This window comes from Streptomyces sp. E2N166 (genome assembly GCF_003671715.1).
Taxonomy (GTDB): Bacteria; Actinomycetota; Actinomycetes; order Streptomycetales; family Streptomycetaceae; genus Streptomyces; species Streptomyces thinghirensis.
Genome location: NZ_RAIF01000006.1, coordinates 925,912 through 942,595 on the forward strand (window position 1 = coordinate 925,912; position 16,684 = coordinate 942,595).

Below are 16,684 nucleotides of genomic sequence, written 5' to 3' on the forward strand. Positions count from 1 at the left end.
GAACTCATTAGTTCATGATCGCAGGAGCCCGTCAAGGGACCTTCGAGACACCGCCGTTCGGCCCGTCGGACCGCGCCTTGACCCGGCCGAGGACGCGGGGCAGACTCCGATCACATGATCTTCGGACGGCTTCGGGGCGCTCATGAGGGACGACTTCCATGCGCATGACCGTCTCCAGCGCGTCCGCGTCGTGCGGGTTCGACGAGGTCGACCTGCACGACCCGGTGCTGTACGGCCAGGGTGAACCGCATTCCGTATGGCGCCATCTGCGCAGGCACTCGCCCGTACACCGCAATGTCACCGCGGACGGCAGGTCCTTCTGGTCGGTGACCCGCCACCAGGACGTCATGCGCGTGTTACGCGATCACGAGGTCTTCACCTCCGCGCGGGGAAACCTCCTCACCACACTGGGAACGGACGACGTGGCCGGCGGGCGCATGGTGACGGTCACTGATCCACCGCACCACTCCCGTTTGCGCGCGCCCCAGGTGGACGCCCTCACGGCAGGGGTGCGTGGCACCGGAGGCACACGGATGCGCGAGGCGGTACGGGCGCTTCTGCGTCCCGCGCTCGACGGGGCCCCGTGGGACCTGGCGCAGGCGGCCGCCCGTCTCCCCTTGATGGCCCTGGGGCCGGTGATGGGACTGCCGGCGGCGGACTGGCCCGCGCTGGGCCGGCTGGCGTTCGCCGCAGTGGCACCGGACGATCCGGTGTACGCCGCCGAAGGCACCCGTACGACGCTCGCGACGGCACACCACGAGCTCTTCGCCTACTTCCGCGCCGCCCTTCGGTCGCGGCATCGCACCCCGGCGGACGATCTGCTCACCCGGCTGCTGCCACCACCCGGTGAGGACACCCGGGCAGCGGCCGAGTTGGCCGTGTACCACTGTTACAGCCTGCTGCTGGGGGCCGTCACCACCCTGCCGCACACGATGTCGGCGACGGCCCTGGCCATGGCCGAGAGCAGCCGTGTCATCGAGGTGATGCGGCAGGGACCCCAGGCGCTCGCCACCGGCGTCGAGGAGGCGCTGCGCTGGTCCTCGCCCGCGGCTCACGTCCTGCGGCACACGACACGGCCGGTGGAGCTGGCCGGCGTCCGGTTGTCCCGTGGTGAGGCCGTGGTGGCCTGGCTGGGGTCGGCCAACCGGGACGAGGCGGTTTTCCCCGACCCGTACCGCTTCGATCCCGGACGAACACCCAACCGCCATCTGGCGTTCGGTTACGGCCCCCACTACTGCCTCGGCGCCGCCCTGGCCCGCGCGTCCTTGACGGCCGTTCTCGCCGAGCTGGTCGACGCGGTGGAGGCCGTGGAGGTGTGCGGTCCGGTCGAACACCTGAACTCGCACTTCATTGCGGGGATCAACCGGTTGCCGGTCCGTCTGACACCTCGTCGACGAGCGGCACACTGAGCCGCCCGTCCGGGTCGGCGTGTTCCCTCACGCCGCCGAGCTCCGCACGCAGCAGCGTCGTCAACACGTCGGGGGCCTCGAAGACGGTACGGTGATCGCCGCTCAGGACGACCTGCCGTACGTCATCGGCGCACGCCTTCCAGCCCGCCATGCGAAAAGGCTCGATCTCGCTGTCTCCCTCCCAGCCCAGAGAGATGAGGCGCGTGCCGGTCAGCCGCTCGGGGCCGGGGCGGCAGTAGTGCCGGTTGGCCTCCACGTCCGCGCGCAGGATCTCCACACTGAGGTCGACCATTCCGGGGTTCGGACGCACACCTCGGCGCACCGTCGACTCCACCACGTCGGCCCGCAGTTCCTCGTCGTCCATGGCGAGGTGGCGGCCGTACGGGCCGTCCTGCGGCGCGACCTGGGAGGAGACAACGAGCAGGGCCGGTGCGGGCAGGCCGCGCCTGTGCAGCTCGACCGCCGTCTCGTAAGCGGCGAGCGCCCCGCTGCAGTGCCCGAGAAGGGCGAACGGCCGGTCCAGCAAGGGACGGAGATCTTCGATCAGCCCGTCGGCGAACCGCTCGTAGGTGCCGTAGTGCGGCTCAGCGAGCCGGGTCTCCCGCCCCGGCGCCTGGACACGCAGCACCTCCACGGGCCCCAGGCGTGCCGGCCACGCGGCGAACGACGACGCGCCGGTCCCGGAGTACGGGATGCACAGCAGCCGTGCGCCGATGCCCTCGTCGTCCGCCGGGGCGGGCGTCAGCCATCGCCCTGCCACGCTCAACGAACCGTCCGGGCCGGTTTGGCCTCGCTCAGCTCACTGAAATGCACCAGGTTGCCCGCGGGGTCACGCAGCCCGAACTCCCGCCCCCAGGGCACCTCCTTGATGGCGGTCATGGCAGGGTGACTGGCGTCGGCGTAGTCCAAGGAGACACGCGCCGACCACTCGGCGTGCAGGGAGTCGATGTCGCGGACCCGCAACCACGCCTGGGTGTTGTCGGGAACCACCTGATCCTCGACGGAGCAGATGAACAACTCGACGCCGTCGCGGCTGACGCAGCCGAAATCCTCGGTGAGGAATTCCTCGGTAAAGCCGAGGACTTCGATCCAGAACTTCTGCGTGGCGGGGACGTCGAGGGCGGTGAGAACGGGAACGCCCGAAACCAATACGGCCATGACCAACCTTTCCCGGCGGTCGGAAGAGTCCACCGGATGTTAGCACACGAATAACCCGGCATCCCCGGGAAAGAACTTCCGGGAAATACAAGGAAGAAGAACCGCTCAGGATTACCGAGGCACCTGGCGAAAAGAATTCCGCTGGGACCAGGGCACGTGGGCGGCCACCCCGGCGGGCGGCCACCCCGGCTGTGATATGTCGGGAAGGGATCACCCGGTCAGCGTGCTACGCGCCCCGTCACGACCTCCGTGACCAGATGCCGGTCCGCAAGGATCTCCTTCTCCGTGAAGGGCCGCCTGCCCAGTTCCAGCCGGGCGAACGCCCTGGTCTGATCGGTGAAGTGCGGGGAGCGGGGGTCGAGGGACTGCCCCATGGTCAGAAGCCCCTTGGCCACCGGACCGTTTCGGGTGAAGTTCACCACCAGCATGAAGCTGGACCCGGTGTTCACGGGGTACCCCTGGTCCGTCAGGTCTCCGTACGGCAGGGGCGTACCGCCCGGAGTGGCCGGCTCCAGGGAGCTGCCCGGCCGGGCCAGGTACTCGACGACATTGGTGGCGCCGATGAATCCCGCCGTGCCGGGTACGGGCAGCCTGTTCCCGTCCTTGACCGCGTACTGGACCCGGCCCAGCGGTACGTCCGCGGGCAGTCCGGCCGCTTCCAGGGTCAGCACCGCCTTGGCCAGACCCTCCAGGACCGGAGCGGCGTCCGCGGCGGGACCGGCAGGCGTGTCCACGGGCCGGGCCGGATCGAACGCTTCGCCGAACAGGGCGCCCGCGCTCGTCACGGACCCGGGGTGGGCTCGTTCGACGGCGGCGAGGGTCTCCCGCCACAACACGGCCCCACGGCTGTCGACGGTGAAGCGGCCGTCCCAATCGGCCAGCACGTCACAGGGCTTCGTGACGTCGACAGACCTGCCGTCCACGACGACGGGTGTGCCGGCCTGGGCACGGCAGGCCCGCACGACCGGTGCGAGCAGGTGGTCCGACGTGAGCGCCCGGGGCGACATCAGCCCCTTCTCCGCTTCCGCCAGGCTGATGCGGCCGTCTTCGCCGGAGACGGAGGCCGGACCGCTCTCGCGCAGCATGAGCGCGTTCTGCCGGGTGCGTGCGCTCTGCGGCACCCCTTCGAAGCCGAAGAGCGGCGAGAAGCCGGTCAACGGCCGCTCCGGGTTGGCCAGCCAGTAACTGTCGTTGGCGTTGAACACGTAGTCCCGGCGGCCCAGTTGCGGTTGCCGGACGAACGGTACGAGCCCCGGCTGCCGCGCCCCCGGTTCCTTCTGCCAGGCATTGCGTGAGTCGCTGCCGTCCAGCACGCCGAAGGGGTGGGACAGCCATGCGGCGATGCCGTCGGCCGACAGGTTCGGCGTGGCGGAGGTGTCCGCGTACCACGTCGCGCCGCTCTTGTCCGCCGCGATGGTGTTCATCCAGGGAACGGCCTGGTGCCGGCGGTGCGCGGCCTTGAGCTCGCCGACGGAACGGGCCTTCGCCATGTCCGCGTACTGCTCCAGGATGCCGTCGTTGCCGATGTTGGCGTCCTGGAACGTGACGGCCTGCGTGCGGGACCAGCCGTAGGAGGGATCCACCGGGGACAGGTCGATCACCGGCCCGTACCGGGTCTGCCACAGAGTCCGCCGTACGGTCTGCAGGCTGCCGTCCGTTCCCTTGACCCGTACGGAGTACGTGCGCGAGGTCATGCCTTCCGGCGTGCCGTCGACGAGGTAGCGCGTGGGGTCCGACTCCGTCAGCTTCACCGTGTACACCGTCGTGTGCCAGCCGCTCGACACCGTGTGGGTCCACGCCACGTCACGGTTGAAGCCGATCTGCACACCGGGCAGGCCGCCGAGACTCACTCCGTAGACCTGAAGCCGTCCGGGAACGGTCAGTTGCGATTCCCAGAAGCGGTTCTCCCCCTCCCAGGGAAAGTGCGGGTTGGCGACCAGCAATCCACTGCGGTCGGCGGTCCGCTCCTCCCCCACCGCCCAGCCGTTGCTGCCGAGCGCCGCGGTGTTCCGATCCCCACGCAGCACCGTTCGCGCCTGCTCGGCGACCAGCTTGCGGCCGGGCTCCGCGTCGACACCTGTGGCCGTGCCCTTCGCCCTCTCCTGTCGGGTGGGCGGCTGGGCCAGGGTGATCGCGCCCAGCAGGGTCGCGCTTCCCATGGTGATCGCCACGTCCCTTTCCCGGGACAGTACGTCGACCTCGTCGATCTTCCCCACCCAGGGAGCGCCGGCGCACCATCCGGGCAGCTTGCCGGTGCGTTCCAGATAGGCGTTGAATCCCGCCGCGTAACCGCTGACCATGGCGCGCACGTCGGGAGAGAGTTTCGTCAGCTCGCGCTTGGCCTTGGTCCTGATTCCCAGGGCGCGGTAGCCGAAGTCGGACGCCAGATGCGCGTTGTCCGGGCCGGGCCCGAACCAACGGGAACGCTCGCTGCGGAGCTTGACGACCTGATCCGCCAGGTCACAGCCCCGGTCCGCCGCGTAGGCCCAGCCCTGACCGAATCCTGCGCTCTTGATGTCGGCCGCGAGCACATGTGGCACACCGTGCTGCGTCCGGCGTATGACCGCGCGGTATCCGTCGTGCTGGACCGTCGCCACGTCGTCGGCCCCTGCGCTCCGCGCGTTCGCCGCGGTCGCGTCGGCGGACGCGGCTCCGGTGGAGAGCAGAGTCGAGACGACGATCACCATGGTCGGCACGGTCCGCCGCAGTCTTGTGGACAAGGTGCCCAACGATTCCCCCTTGCTGTATCAGCCCCGCACGGGAGCCGTTGTTGATGGTCGGTCAACCAAGGGCACGCTACAGGTCTTTGCGATCACGCGAGCGGCCGGAAAGGCCGCGGGCCGGACGGGTCCGGTCCGGAAGCAGCCCCGTGCCGTCGCGCACCATGGCCGTCGCCTCGTCGACGACGTGGCGCAGCAGCTTCTCCCCGAGGCCGGAGCTCGATCCCGAGGTCGAGGACAGGACACCTCGGTGGGTGGTCTGTCCGACGTCGACGGGGTGCAGGTAGACACCCGCCCGGGGCGGGCTGTCGTGGTCGGGACGCTCGTCGGTGACGAGATCGGGACGCAGGTGGAGCATGAGGCTCGTCTCGGTGACTCCCGCGTGCTCGGCGTGCCAGCCGGGGAACCGGGGAATCTCCGCGTCGGTCCAGGTGTCCCGGACCAGGCTCCACCAACTGAACGCGAAGACCTCCATGCCGTCCAGCAGGCCCTGCTCGCGCACCTGGTCCAGTGCCTCGAACAGGAACGGCTCGTTCTCGTAGTGCCCGTTGACCACGACGAGGCGAGCCATGGGGAGGGCCGTCAGCGCGGAGAGCGTGTCCCGCAGGAAGCGCACGAGCGTGTCGCCGGCCACGTACACCGTACCGGGGAAGAACAGCCCGCCGCCGCTCTGTGGCAGGGACCGGGCACCGATCGCCTGCGCCGGCAGGGTGAACGCGTCGAGTTCCCTCGCGATCTCGGTGGCGAAGGCCTCTGCCAGGATCAGGTCGACGGAAAGCGGCAGATGCGGGCCGTGCTGCTCGATCGCCCCGATGGGCCATACGACGGTCCGCCCACGCACCGCGTCGGCCACCTGGTCACTGGTCAGGTCGGTGAGACGCGATGGGTTTGCATCACGGTGGGTCATATCGCCGCCTCCTGGGGCGCTTCGGCGGAACGCGGGGCGACGGCTTGCGGACCGACCAGGTCCAGGGTTTCCGCCAGGATGCGTTCGAGCGTCCGGTACATATCGGTGTGCAGAGCTGTGTAGACCTGTGCGACACTCGCGCCCACGTTGAGGTAGTCGGCCACGTCGCGGCCGCTGCTCACCCCGCCACAGCCCATGACCGGCAGGTCGATGCCGCTCTTCCGCAACTGCCAGATGGCGGCGAGGACCAGCGGCTTGAGACCCGGTCCCGAGTAACCGAAGACGCCGTTCAACTCCAGCCGGCCGGTCGTGGGGGACACGGCTGCGCCAGCGATGGTGTCGCTGAGGGTGATGGCGTCGGCCCCTCCGGCGATGGCGGCGCGCACCCGGTCCCGCAGTCCCTCGCCGACGGCGAGCTTGACGGACATGGGCAGCGCCGTCCGGCTGCGGACTTCGGAGGTGTAGGCGTAGACCCGGTCAGGGGTGTCGTCCTCCAGGCCGTCCTCCTCGTTGAGGCACGAGATGCCGAGTTCCAGGGCCCGGCAGCCGGTCGCCTCGACGTCCTTGGCCAGCAGGGCCAGTTCGCCCGGCGTGTCGGCGTGCAGGGAAGCAATGACGGGCAGACGGTCGTCGGCGAACGAACGCAGCGTCTTCAGCCAGTGGTTGACCGACCGCTTGGAGTACGTCGTGCTATTCAGCATCCCGACCGGCAGGCGTAGGATCCGCTCGTCGAGGCCTTGAGGGGGTCTCGGGTGGATGGTCTTGGTGACGACGGCTCCGGCTCCCTTTCCCAGAAGCCGGCGGATGTTGCGTTCCTGGTCCGTCAGCAGCCCGGATCCGACGATCACGGGGTTGGCCAGCGGCAGGCCCAGGATGCGCACATCGAGCATTGGTTGACTCCGTCCAGCGGTTGCGCGGATGTTCTGTGTTGTGGGACGAGTGCCGGGGCGATCATGCCTGGCGCCGACCTCCTCACGCCGGGTGCTCGGTGGCGGCGAGCACGGCGTCGACGAGCAGGCTCGGCTTCTCGGTGAACTCGTCGAAGTCGACGGCCCGGACGAGTCCGACGCGGTGCAGGCCCTTGAGAAGGTGGCCCGCTGACTCGACGAAGGGCTGCCTGGTGACGAGTACGACGGGGCGCTCAAGGGCCGTGGCCCAACCGAGTTCAACGTGGGTGCCGTCCGTGCGCCGCAAGGTCTGGTCCTCCAGGACCGGCAGAATGGCCACGAAGACGTCGCACTTCTTCATCCAGTGGAAGTCGCGGACGGCCACCTGCTCCGGTGTGAAGAACGCCGTCTCGGCTCCGAACTTCTCGGCGACGTGGGCTGAGAAGACGTTCGCGCCGTTCTCCGTGGCCGTGTGAATCGCTGCGGTGATCGCGTCCTGCACGTGGCCGACGAAGCCACTCTCCAGGATGGCGTGCTGGATCGGCCCACCCACGAAGACATCGAGTCCCGCCAGGAGACCGGTCTTGTGCGTGGACGATTCGTCCACGGACGGGCTGGGGTCCATGACTGTGTCCTCCTTCGTAAAAGGTGCGAGACGAGCCGAGGACATCCGCGCCGCCGGTCCGCTGAATACCCCCCACGGCATCTCCCGACACACTGGTCGTTGATGAAGCGACAGTCTTACGACATCGACTGTCCCGGCCTTGACGTGACGCTTGCCCTCTGCGCATGTGCGGTTGTAGAACCGGCGCCATTCTTCGCGTCTTCCGTCATCGTCCGTCGGCGTTGGCGCACTCGACGACGAGCCGCACGACGATGTCCGGATGGTCCGTCAGGAAGAAGTGTCCCCCGGGAAGGATTCTCAGCCGGAAACCGGCCGTGGTGTGACTCTTCCAGGCTGCGGCCACCTCCGGCGAGACCCGCGGGTCCCGGTCCCCGGTCAGGCAGAGGACGGGCGTGTCCACCACTGCATCGGGGACCGGCCGGTACCGGGCGACGGCCCGGTAGTCGTTGCGTATGACGGGCAGGAACAGGTCCATGAGCTCCGGGTTGCGGACGATCTCCGGGGCGGTGCCGCCGAGACCGGCAAGGTCGTCGAGGATCTCCTGGTCGGAGTCGAAGGCGGGGGTCTCGCTCGGTGCCGACGGGGCGGGCCGGCCAGAAACGACGAGACGGCAGTGCGCCGTCAACCGGTCGCGCCCGAGCCGGAGTACTGACTCGAAGGCGACGGACGCCCCCATGCTGTGACCGACGAGGACCAGCGGCACGGGCTCCACCGCCCATCGCCGCAGGGACGGCACCAGCCGGTCGGCGAGCCCTTCGATGGTCGCCACGAACGGTTCGCCGAAGCGCTCCTGCCGTCCCGGGTACTGAACAGCCGCGACATGGTACCCCTCGGGGAACCGCCACGCGAACGGCGCGTAGAACGAGGCGGCGCCACCGGCGTGCGGAAAGAAGAGTACGCGCGCGTAAGGCGGCCCGGCACCGTGCAGTGGCCTGATCCACGGGTCCTTGCCCTCCATCGGTGTTCTCCGCCCTTCTTCCCAGCGGCCGGGGTTGCCCGCCCGGCCGGCCCGGAGTGATCACCGCTGACCGTACGGTGCCCGCACGCCGCCCGTCGAGGGGCACCCCACGGGAAGCGACTGCCAGATGCCCGGGTCGGGGTTGGCTGTCAGGAAGGCTCGGCCCAGTGGGTGTGGCCAACCGGCGCGGAGAGCCGTGCCGTAATGGGTGCAGGCACCGGCGCCGAGCCGGGCGCCGTAACAGCCTCGGGTGGGGTGAAGTGCTGGGCGTGCACTCGCGGGGGCCGTCGATCGCACAATGTGAGAAGTTCTGGCCACCGCCCTCTTCGGCACTCTGAGCGCCGAACCGACTCCCTTCGAGCCGCCTGGGGCGCGAGCCCGACTTCAAGATCAGGATGGCATGACGGTGACTTCGGAAGCATGGGGCCACTGCGGAAACTCCGGCGGCGGTCGGCATCGGCATATCGCTCGACAAAATCCATCGCGCTAACCGCCGGCGGGGTGCCTCTATGTCTTTCGTCAAGCGAGGCGTGGAGTTCTGGGTTCGTAGCCGCCCGGCCGTCCCAATCAGTGCCTGGGCCATGGGCGAACGGCTCCAGAAACTCGGCATCCGCCTCGCCGAGACCCGCTCAACCGTGCTGTTCCAGCTCGCCACCGAGCTGCCCGCCGCGGTCCTCGCCCGCATCCTCGGCATCGACATCACCTTCGCCGTCAATGACAGCGAGCCGCCGCCGGAGACCGGGCCGCTTACGCAGCCGAGATCAGTCGTCGGCCAAGATCGTCGTGATGCAGGTGGACGGCCAGTCGAGCACGGTCAGCTCGAGCCATTCTTCCTGCCACCGCACGGCCTTGGCCTCATAGACCGACCGCGGGGCGAGTACCGGGTTCGGCCGGACGACAAGGTTGAACACGTCCGAAAGTCCATGCGGCGCATACACACGCCACCGGCCGCCCGTCTCCACACGTACTCCCAGACAGCACGTCGTCCCGGCGAAACTGTCAGAGGTGAACGCGCGCTTCGTTCCGAATCTCAACCTCTGCCGGCAGGCCCGCAGTGACCTCCCAACCGGCCTTGATCACCGCGGCCTCCGCCTCCCAGGACAGATCGCCGCCGTCGAAGTAGAAGACGTCATAGTCTCTGATACCGCTGGTCGGTGGCCTGCCCGTGACCACGTTCCACACTGGAACAGGCATCCTGCCCAGGCCTCCGCCGCGGCGGTCACCTGGTCAGCAAGCCAGGACACCTCCGCGCCCAATGCTGACCATTTGCTGACCTGAGCGACGTGATCATACCTCTGACCTGCGTAAACACCCAAACGCTAGATCTTGGACTTGAACATGGTGCGCAGCATGTTGGACTCCTGGAAGACGGCTCCCTGCCTGCTTTGTGCAGGTCAAGGGCGGTCTTCACTTTACACGGGCACGTGTCGAAGTCGACGATTGTGAGGAACATCGCTTCTCGTTGGGATAGGGCTCCCTGCCTGGGCTTCCGCGCCAACCAGGCTGCTGTGACGCCCACCGACCGGGTGCCTGTTCGGACAGTCTTTCAGGATGTTCGGGAACTGATGCTGACCAGATGCTGACCTACCTGACGCCTTATCAGGTGCACGCGGATCACAGGATGACTCGCTGCCCGGGAGCACGCACTGCAGCCCGGAAGATTCGCGAGGAGCTCACACAGCCGGCGTCAGGCGCACGGCCTTCGCGTCGTCCCAGTAGATTTCCGGAATCTCCAGTTCACGACCGCAAAGCCACCGACGCTCTCGCGACCAGTGAGCCGTCTCGTTCCGTTGCCACGACGGGGCCGACCGAATGCTTACCCTCTCCCCGGTCATCACTATCAGCACCAAGGGTCTCCCATAGCAAAGCAAGCTCGGCAGCGAGCTGGAAAAGGTCAACAGTCGATCGCCCCGTCGGTACTCCGATTGTGGCCACCGACAGGACGCGGGTGTGCTGGTCGAGTCTCGGTGGGGCCAGGCGCAACCCCGGCCCCACCCGGTTGGTCAGACCTTGGCCTCAAGTACGCCCAGCGCCGTATAGAGAACCGGCTCCACGCGCAGGCGCGTCCCGTCCCGGTCGAACACCTGGAGGGCTTCCAGGCAGACGACGGCCCCGCGTGCCTCCCCGGACGAGAGACCGGCCATCTCGGCCGCGGTGACGAGGTAGGCGTCGTCATGCCAATCGGTACCGAGCTGCTCGACGACCCCGTCGTAGGCGGCCTTGAGGGTGTCGTTCCCCAGCAGCCCCACGGCGTCGACGAACTGTTCGGCGCCGCTGCTCTGCCCCAGCCACGACGTCAGGTCCGCCAGTACCCGGTCCTGGTCCGGTCGGCGATCACGCAGCTGCAGTGTCTTGTCCAGCAGGTACGGCCAGCCACCAGTCGCCTCCGCCAGGCGCGTCAGCCGTTCCTCCGTCTCGCACAGGCTGTGGCGCTGCGTCCAGTCCTTCAGACTGCGCAGGTCATGCCGGCGCAGCACCACGATGGTGTCGTGGTCGGCGTCGGGACCGGTGAGGAGGCCGGACCAGAAGCCGAGCTGTTCCACACCCGACACGAGGACCACGGAGCGGGTCGCCTCGGCGGCCTCGGGCAGCACTGCCCTGGCAAGGTCGAAGGACTCCCGGCAGGACTTCTCGCTGCCCAGCGAGAGATCGCTGATAAGCAGTCGCCGCTCGCCCGCGCGGCCGGCGGCGAGCTCCTTGCGGAACGTCTTGGCGCTTCCGATGGCAGGCACGGACCAGCCCGCCACCCTGCCCGTCACCTCACGCAGGGTCCGTTCCACATCGGCAACGCCGGTCGCCTGTGTACCGAGAACGACGCGGACTTGATTCACGTATTCGCCCAGCAGGTAGTCGATCTGGTTGACGGTGAGCGGGGCGGACCTGCCGTCGTAGAGGTCCGGACGGCTCTCCAGGACAACGGTCTCCTCCAGCCGGGACTCCGTCTCCGCCCGCAGCAACCGCGCCTCGATCTCCTGGGCGGTACCGATCATGCGCAGCGCGTTGGGCCCTCGCAGATGCCAGCCCTGACCGTCGTTGTTCGGCGCCAGGACACCGAGGCCGACCATCTCCTGCAGATAGGCACGGAAACCCTCGCTGTCCAGGTGCTCGAAGCCCCGGGGCCACCAACCGGCACATTCCTCCCGCAACTCCCTGTCACTGAGGCGGGTTTCCAGACCATTGTCCCGGGCGTGCTGGGCAAGCACATTGGCGATGACGTGGTAGCGGTCGTCTAGGGCGAGGGTGTCCTTGAAAGCCGCAGTGATGTCCGAACGCAGCGAGGTGTCCTGTTCTACCGCGTCGACATCGGAATCCTCGATCGTGTATGGAGGCGGCGCGAGTGGTGCGCGCGCCCGCTTGTCCTGCATGACCTGCACCATCCGGCTGCCGAAGATTTGCAGCAGGAAGGGCTGGTACGAGCAGAAACCGAGCACGCGGTTGACGAGGTCGACGTCGGCGAACTCGAAGCCGAGCGCACGCATCGGGTTCACGATCAGGTCGGCGGCGAACTGTGGGGCGAGCGGTCCCACGACCGTCGGGGTCTGCGCCAGGTGGCTGAACGGGCCGTTCCTGGCGAGCCGGGTGAAGCGCTGCACCGAGTGCAGACCGGCGAACACGACCTTGGCCCGGCCGCGCGAGTCCTCACCCAGACCGCGCAGCCGGCGGGTCTCCGTGCACTCGGGGACGTCTGCCTCGAAGAAGCGGTCGCACTCGTCGAGGAGGATGAGCAGCCGCCGGTCGGGATCCTGAGCGAGCCACCGGGCGATCCCGTCGGTGACCCGCTGCCAAGATTCCTGTTGTGGGCCCCGGCGTCGGGGCTCCTCCAGAACGCCCTGCCTGATCAGCTCCTGGTCGAGCGTGGGCCAGATGGCCTCGGCACCGAGTGCGGTGCCCCGGCCGATGCCGATCTTGTCCAGGTTGAGGTAGAGCTTGCGGTAGGCCCCCGGCCGCTGTTCCTCGAAGCGGTCCCCCGCGTCGGCGAGCAGGGCCGACTTGCCGAGACCCCGGCCGCCGTAGAGGATCTGGGTCCCCGCCGGGTCGTGGATGCTCTTGCGTTCGCGGTCCCGTCCGTAGAACATCTCCCGGCCGATTTGGCCCCGCTTCTCCTTGATATATGGGTTCACCGCGGAGAACGGAAGCAGCGTCTCGGTCGTGGCGTCCACCCGCCGGTTGCCGTGCGCGATGAGGTAGGCCAGCGCGGCGTCGTCCACCACCATGATCGGCTTGGTGTCCTGGGAGGCGGCAGCCAGCTCATTACGGGTTCTGCTGTCCAGCGTCCCAAAGTGGACGACGAGCAGACTGCTCTCGTCGGGGTCCTGCAGAGCGCGGGTGATGAGCAGTTTGGCCGCGGGCCGGCCCCAGATCAGCAGGGCGCGGAGCTTGCCGCCGCGGTCCTTGATCTGCGATCCGAAGGCGGGCGCCCAGGCACGGCCAGTGACGTGCACGGGCGCGAGTTCGAAGAACCGGTAGTCCTTGCCGCGCGGCAGATCGTCCAGGGGCCGTGCGCGCCGGGCCTCGTATCCGAGGAGCGCCAGAGCCGGATTGAGGCTCTCGCGCGGATTGATATTGATACGGTCCTTCGTCGCGGCGAGCGTGCTCCACAACTTCACGGCCGCGGCGGCCCGTTCGGCCTCTTCCTCCGAGAGTCCTGCATAGTCCAGCACGGCGCGGTCGCCGTACCGGCCACGGGCGCGGACGGCCGCGATCAGCTCAGCGTCGATGCCGCCCGGCAACGAGTCCGGCACGGCGGGGAAGAACGCCTCCAGGTGCGAGTCCTCGGACCTGATCTCCGGTACTGGTTCGCCCAGTTCGAGGAAGTAGACGAGTTCGGCCGCGGTGGCCAGGCTGTCGGTGTCCAGATTGCGCAGGACTCGTTCGCGGTTCTCCCCGCTCACGTCCGTCAGCGCGGCCAGGCGGGCGCGCAGCCGGTCGGCGGCTTCCTCGCGATAGCGGGGCAACAGACCCTCGACTCGGTCGAGGTTGCGGCGGACCACGGCCAGCTCGCCCGGCCGGTCGTGTTCCAGGTGTGCTCGGGCGTCCGCGAGCAGCTCCTGGAGGCTGACGTCCTGTTCGACGGTGAGTGCCTCGTCCGCCTGGGATCGGCGAAGCCGGGCGGCCAGTTGCCGGTGTTTCTCGGCGAGCGCGGCGCGGCGCTCCTTCTCGATCGCGCTGAGGTGTGCGCGACGCTCCTCCGAGAGCGACAAAGTGTGGGTTGCAGGAAGGACGTCGAAATCCGCGAGGTCCGTGATGGTGCGAATCACGCCGAATTCGTCACGGGCGAGATGCCGTTCGATCGCGTCGTCCCAGGTACGGTCTACTGCCTTCAGCAAGCCGTCCACGGTCGGCTTCTCTCCCGGCACGGCCGACTCGGCCTTGTGGAGCTCGGCGTCCAGAACCGTCTGAACGTCCGGTTCAGATCCCGTCTCGACCGGTCGACTGTTCGCGTCCAGCGCATCGAAGACCTCCGCGAACAGGTCCCGCGCCACGTAGGCGGTGGCTTTCGCTAGGACGACGGAGCTGCGTTCGGCCGCGGCGAGGTCGTCGGCGACCCGTTCGCGCAGGCCGAGGAGGGAGAGGCGCAGGGATGCGACGGACTGGAACGCCCACAAGTTCTCCTCGGCACGTCCTGCTTCCAGGTCACGCTTGACCGCACGCCACTGCCGTACGGCGTCCCGGACGCGCTCGAGGCAGTGACGGACGTTGTTGCGGCCAGACCCCTGGATGCCACGGCCGCCCGGCCCGCGCAGCTCAGCGTCCATCGCGTCAATCGCCGCCTCGACCTGGGCCCGGCGAGTGAGGTTCTCCAGCAGCTCGTCGGCTAGGTGCCCGGCGTCGGGGGCCCCTGCCACGATGGCGGTCAGCACGCTGCCGAGCAGACCAGTCGGCGCCAACCAGCGCTGCACCATGGCGCTGGCACGTTGGAAACGCAACCGAGGCACAGTGAGCAGGGCCTGGCAGGCGTCCACGGCCGCGCGCAGTTCGCCCTCGGTATGAGAGACATCGGCGACAACGGCATGGGGCGGCGCGATGAGCAATGCACCCTGCAGTGCGCGTTCTGCCACCATGGTGGCCACCTCGTGCAGGGCATCGGGCAGCTGGGGACTGAGCGCCCTCAGCTGCGCACCGACCACGGGCGCACCCGTCACGAGGGCTGCGCGAACCAGCGTGGGCAGCAGGAGCAGGGACAGCGCGTCGCTGTCACTCTCCTTACGGGTCTCCCACTCGTGCAGCGCCTCCTCGATGACCTGAGCCACTCGGCCGGTCCTGGAGTGCAGCAGTGTCGCCGCGGCGGCCAGGCGCAGGACTGCGGACTCGGTGTCCGGACGGTCGACGGCCTGCGACAGGTGGGCGGCGAGCCCGAAGCGCTTCTCGGCGATGAGCCGGGCGAGGACGGGTTCGATGCCCTTCGTTCCCGTGCCGTCGGCTGCTTCCGTGGTGGTGTCGACGGCCGCGGTCGCTGCGGGGGCGGCGAAGACCCCCCCGTTCCGGCGCGGGTTGCTGCTCGGCGGTGCCGGTGGACCGGGGAGGTCGCTCGGCCGGGACGGAATCGGCGGTGCTGTGGTCCTGCGCTTCAGGTACGCCCGTGTCAGCCTGCGCGGCGGTGGCCACCTCCGGGGATAGCGCCCGTTCCGGCGCCTCGGGAACTTCGACGGATTCCTCGCCCTGCGGGGCGGCGGCCGTGTCGGGGTGGGGGGGCCTGTGCTCGGTCAACGTGATCTGCTGGTACAGGACGGCGGCCACAGCGTACGGCGGATGTGCGACGGACAACTGCTGTTGGAGCTCGATGATCTCCTGCTGTGCGTCGGACCGATCCTTCATGCCAGCGAGGCGCACCAGCAGCGTGAGAATGTGTGCGCACGCGTCGTCCTGTTCGTCCCACTCCTGCTTCGCGAGCAGTGCCTCCGCGCTCTGCCTGGCGTCCGCGATCACCGCGGCCACCGCACTGCCCGGAGGGCAGCCTAGGACCGTCACCGTCTCCACCACGTGACGGGCCTCGGCGTTCCTCTCCTTCCGTTCGACGCGGGCACGAACCTCGTCGATCGACCTCAGGACATCGGTGAGGCGATCGGAGACGCCGGTGACGCCGAGTGCGGAGAGCACGCCCCGCACGTGGGAGAACGCCGGGGCGACGGTGGCGAGCCGCACCAAATCTGTTTCGGTGGGCGGGCACCCGTCCAGCAGGGCGGCGCGCACGCGGTCGGCGGCGCCTCGTGCCTCCTCGACGACGTGCTTGAGCCCCTCCTCGGCCGAGGCGAGATCGTCTAGGGAGCATCCCTCACCAGGGGGCTGCTCCCCCTGCTGTGCTGAGGACTGGGCCAGTTCCCGAGCCGAGATGTGATCGGGCAACCGGGGAGCCGGGACTGCAGCGGTCGGCTGTGGTTCCTGAGCCGCCGCGTCCTCGTCCAGCGCGGTGAGGTGGTCGAACCGGGGAGTCGCGTCGATTACCTGCTGAGCGGCCTTGAGTACCGCGGCCAGTGCCGCCTCGTCCGCCTCCATGCCGAACCAGTCGTGTTCCGCGGCCCATACGAGCAGTCGGGCGTCGTGTGCCGAAGCCTGGAGGTGGGAGAAGAGCGCCAGGCGGAGCAGGCACGCGCCCCAGCGGTCCAGGAGACCGGGGCTCGTGTCGGCGGCCCCGTGCTCAGCGACCTCGTGATCGATGTCGTTCATGATCCGGGCGGTGAGGTGGGACACGGCATGTCTGTGATGGGTCGGCTCCACCCGTTGCAACCGCTTGAGCACCTGCTCGCTGAGCACGCGCCCGAATCGCCGCGGCTCGACCTTGCGGAAGCCGAGACCCCTCATGATGGCCTGACGGTCCTTGGGCCCGAGGGAGTTCAGCGCGAGTTCCGTCTCGCCGACCGTGAGGTCGTCGAGGGCAGCGTCCAGGACCTGGCCGAGCCCGTCGAGCGTTACGGCGAGTTCCTTGAGCAGTCCAACCGGTGTGCCGTGCGGGGAGGACGGTGGTTTGGCGACCACGGCGTAGCTGGCGGTCATTCAGTCCCGATCTCTTGTTCCTGTGATG

Annotated in this window: 10 protein-coding genes and 1 pseudogene; 1 reads left to right on the forward strand and 10 read right to left on the reverse strand. The window is 68.7% G+C overall.

The features are described 5' to 3' along the window. The first annotated feature begins 158 nt into the window (after positions 1-158). Positions 159-1,409 (forward strand): cytochrome P450, encoded by a 1,251-nt coding sequence (locus EBH09_RS04585; protein ID WP_121745689.1) that lies wholly within the window; start codon positions 159-161, stop codon positions 1,407-1,409. Here the strand turns inward: EBH09_RS04585 and EBH09_RS04590 are convergent. The 10 genes and pseudogenes from EBH09_RS04590 to EBH09_RS04645 all read right to left on the reverse strand — a co-directional run bounded on the left by EBH09_RS04590 (position 1,360) and on the right by EBH09_RS04645 (position 16,656). Further along, positions 1,360-2,169, reverse strand: a complete 810-nt coding sequence (locus EBH09_RS04590) for an alpha/beta fold hydrolase (protein WP_238697182.1) — start codon at positions 2,167-2,169, stop codon at positions 1,360-1,362. The two genes, EBH09_RS04585 and EBH09_RS04590, sit on opposite strands and share 50 nt — an antisense overlap. A gap of 2 nt (positions 2,170-2,171) precedes the next feature. Next, positions 2,172-2,600: a VOC family protein gene (locus EBH09_RS04595; RefSeq protein ID WP_238697183.1), complete on the reverse strand. Its 429-nt coding sequence runs from the start codon at positions 2,598-2,600 to the stop codon at positions 2,172-2,174. A 185-nt stretch (positions 2,601-2,785) separates the two neighbouring features. Beyond that, positions 2,786-5,254, reverse strand: coding sequence for a penicillin acylase family protein (locus EBH09_RS04600; protein WP_121745691.1), 2,469 nt, complete (start codon positions 5,252-5,254; stop codon positions 2,786-2,788). A gap of 109 nt (positions 5,255-5,363) precedes the next feature. Further along, positions 5,364-6,194, reverse strand: a complete 831-nt coding sequence (locus EBH09_RS04605; RefSeq protein ID WP_121745692.1) for a creatininase family protein — start codon at positions 6,192-6,194, stop codon at positions 5,364-5,366. Further along, positions 6,191-7,084 carry a dihydroorotate dehydrogenase gene (locus tag EBH09_RS04610; RefSeq protein ID WP_121745693.1) on the reverse strand — a complete coding sequence of 298 codons (894 nt, stop codon included), beginning with the start codon at positions 7,082-7,084 and terminating at the stop codon, positions 6,191-6,193. The genes EBH09_RS04605 and EBH09_RS04610 overlap by 4 nt, the downstream gene beginning before the upstream one ends. Before the next feature lie 82 nt (positions 7,085-7,166). After that, positions 7,167-7,706: a nucleoside 2-deoxyribosyltransferase gene (locus tag EBH09_RS04615; RefSeq protein ID WP_121745694.1), complete on the reverse strand. Its 540-nt coding sequence runs from the start codon at positions 7,704-7,706 to the stop codon at positions 7,167-7,169. Positions 7,707-7,911: 205 nt separating this feature from the next. Next, positions 7,912-8,664 carry an alpha/beta fold hydrolase gene (locus EBH09_RS04620; protein ID WP_121745695.1) on the reverse strand — a complete coding sequence of 251 codons (753 nt, stop codon included), beginning with the start codon at positions 8,662-8,664 and terminating at the stop codon, positions 7,912-7,914. A 761-nt stretch (positions 8,665-9,425) separates the two neighbouring features. Next, positions 9,426-9,863, reverse strand: a pseudogene (locus tag EBH09_RS04635) (nucleotidyltransferase family protein); the annotation flags it as partial. Between the two features lie 804 nt (positions 9,864-10,667). Then, the gene (locus EBH09_RS04640; protein ID WP_121745697.1) at positions 10,668-14,915 is read right to left on the reverse strand and encodes a hypothetical protein; all 4,248 of its coding nucleotides are present in this window, start codon (positions 14,913-14,915) and stop codon (positions 10,668-10,670) included. Further along, a complete protein-coding gene (locus tag EBH09_RS04645; RefSeq protein ID WP_121745698.1) occupies positions 14,869-16,656 on the reverse strand; it encodes a hypothetical protein in 1,788 nt (595 codons plus the stop codon). Before EBH09_RS04645 ends, EBH09_RS04640 begins: the two co-directional genes overlap by 47 nt. Between the last annotated feature and the right edge of the window lie 28 nt (positions 16,657-16,684).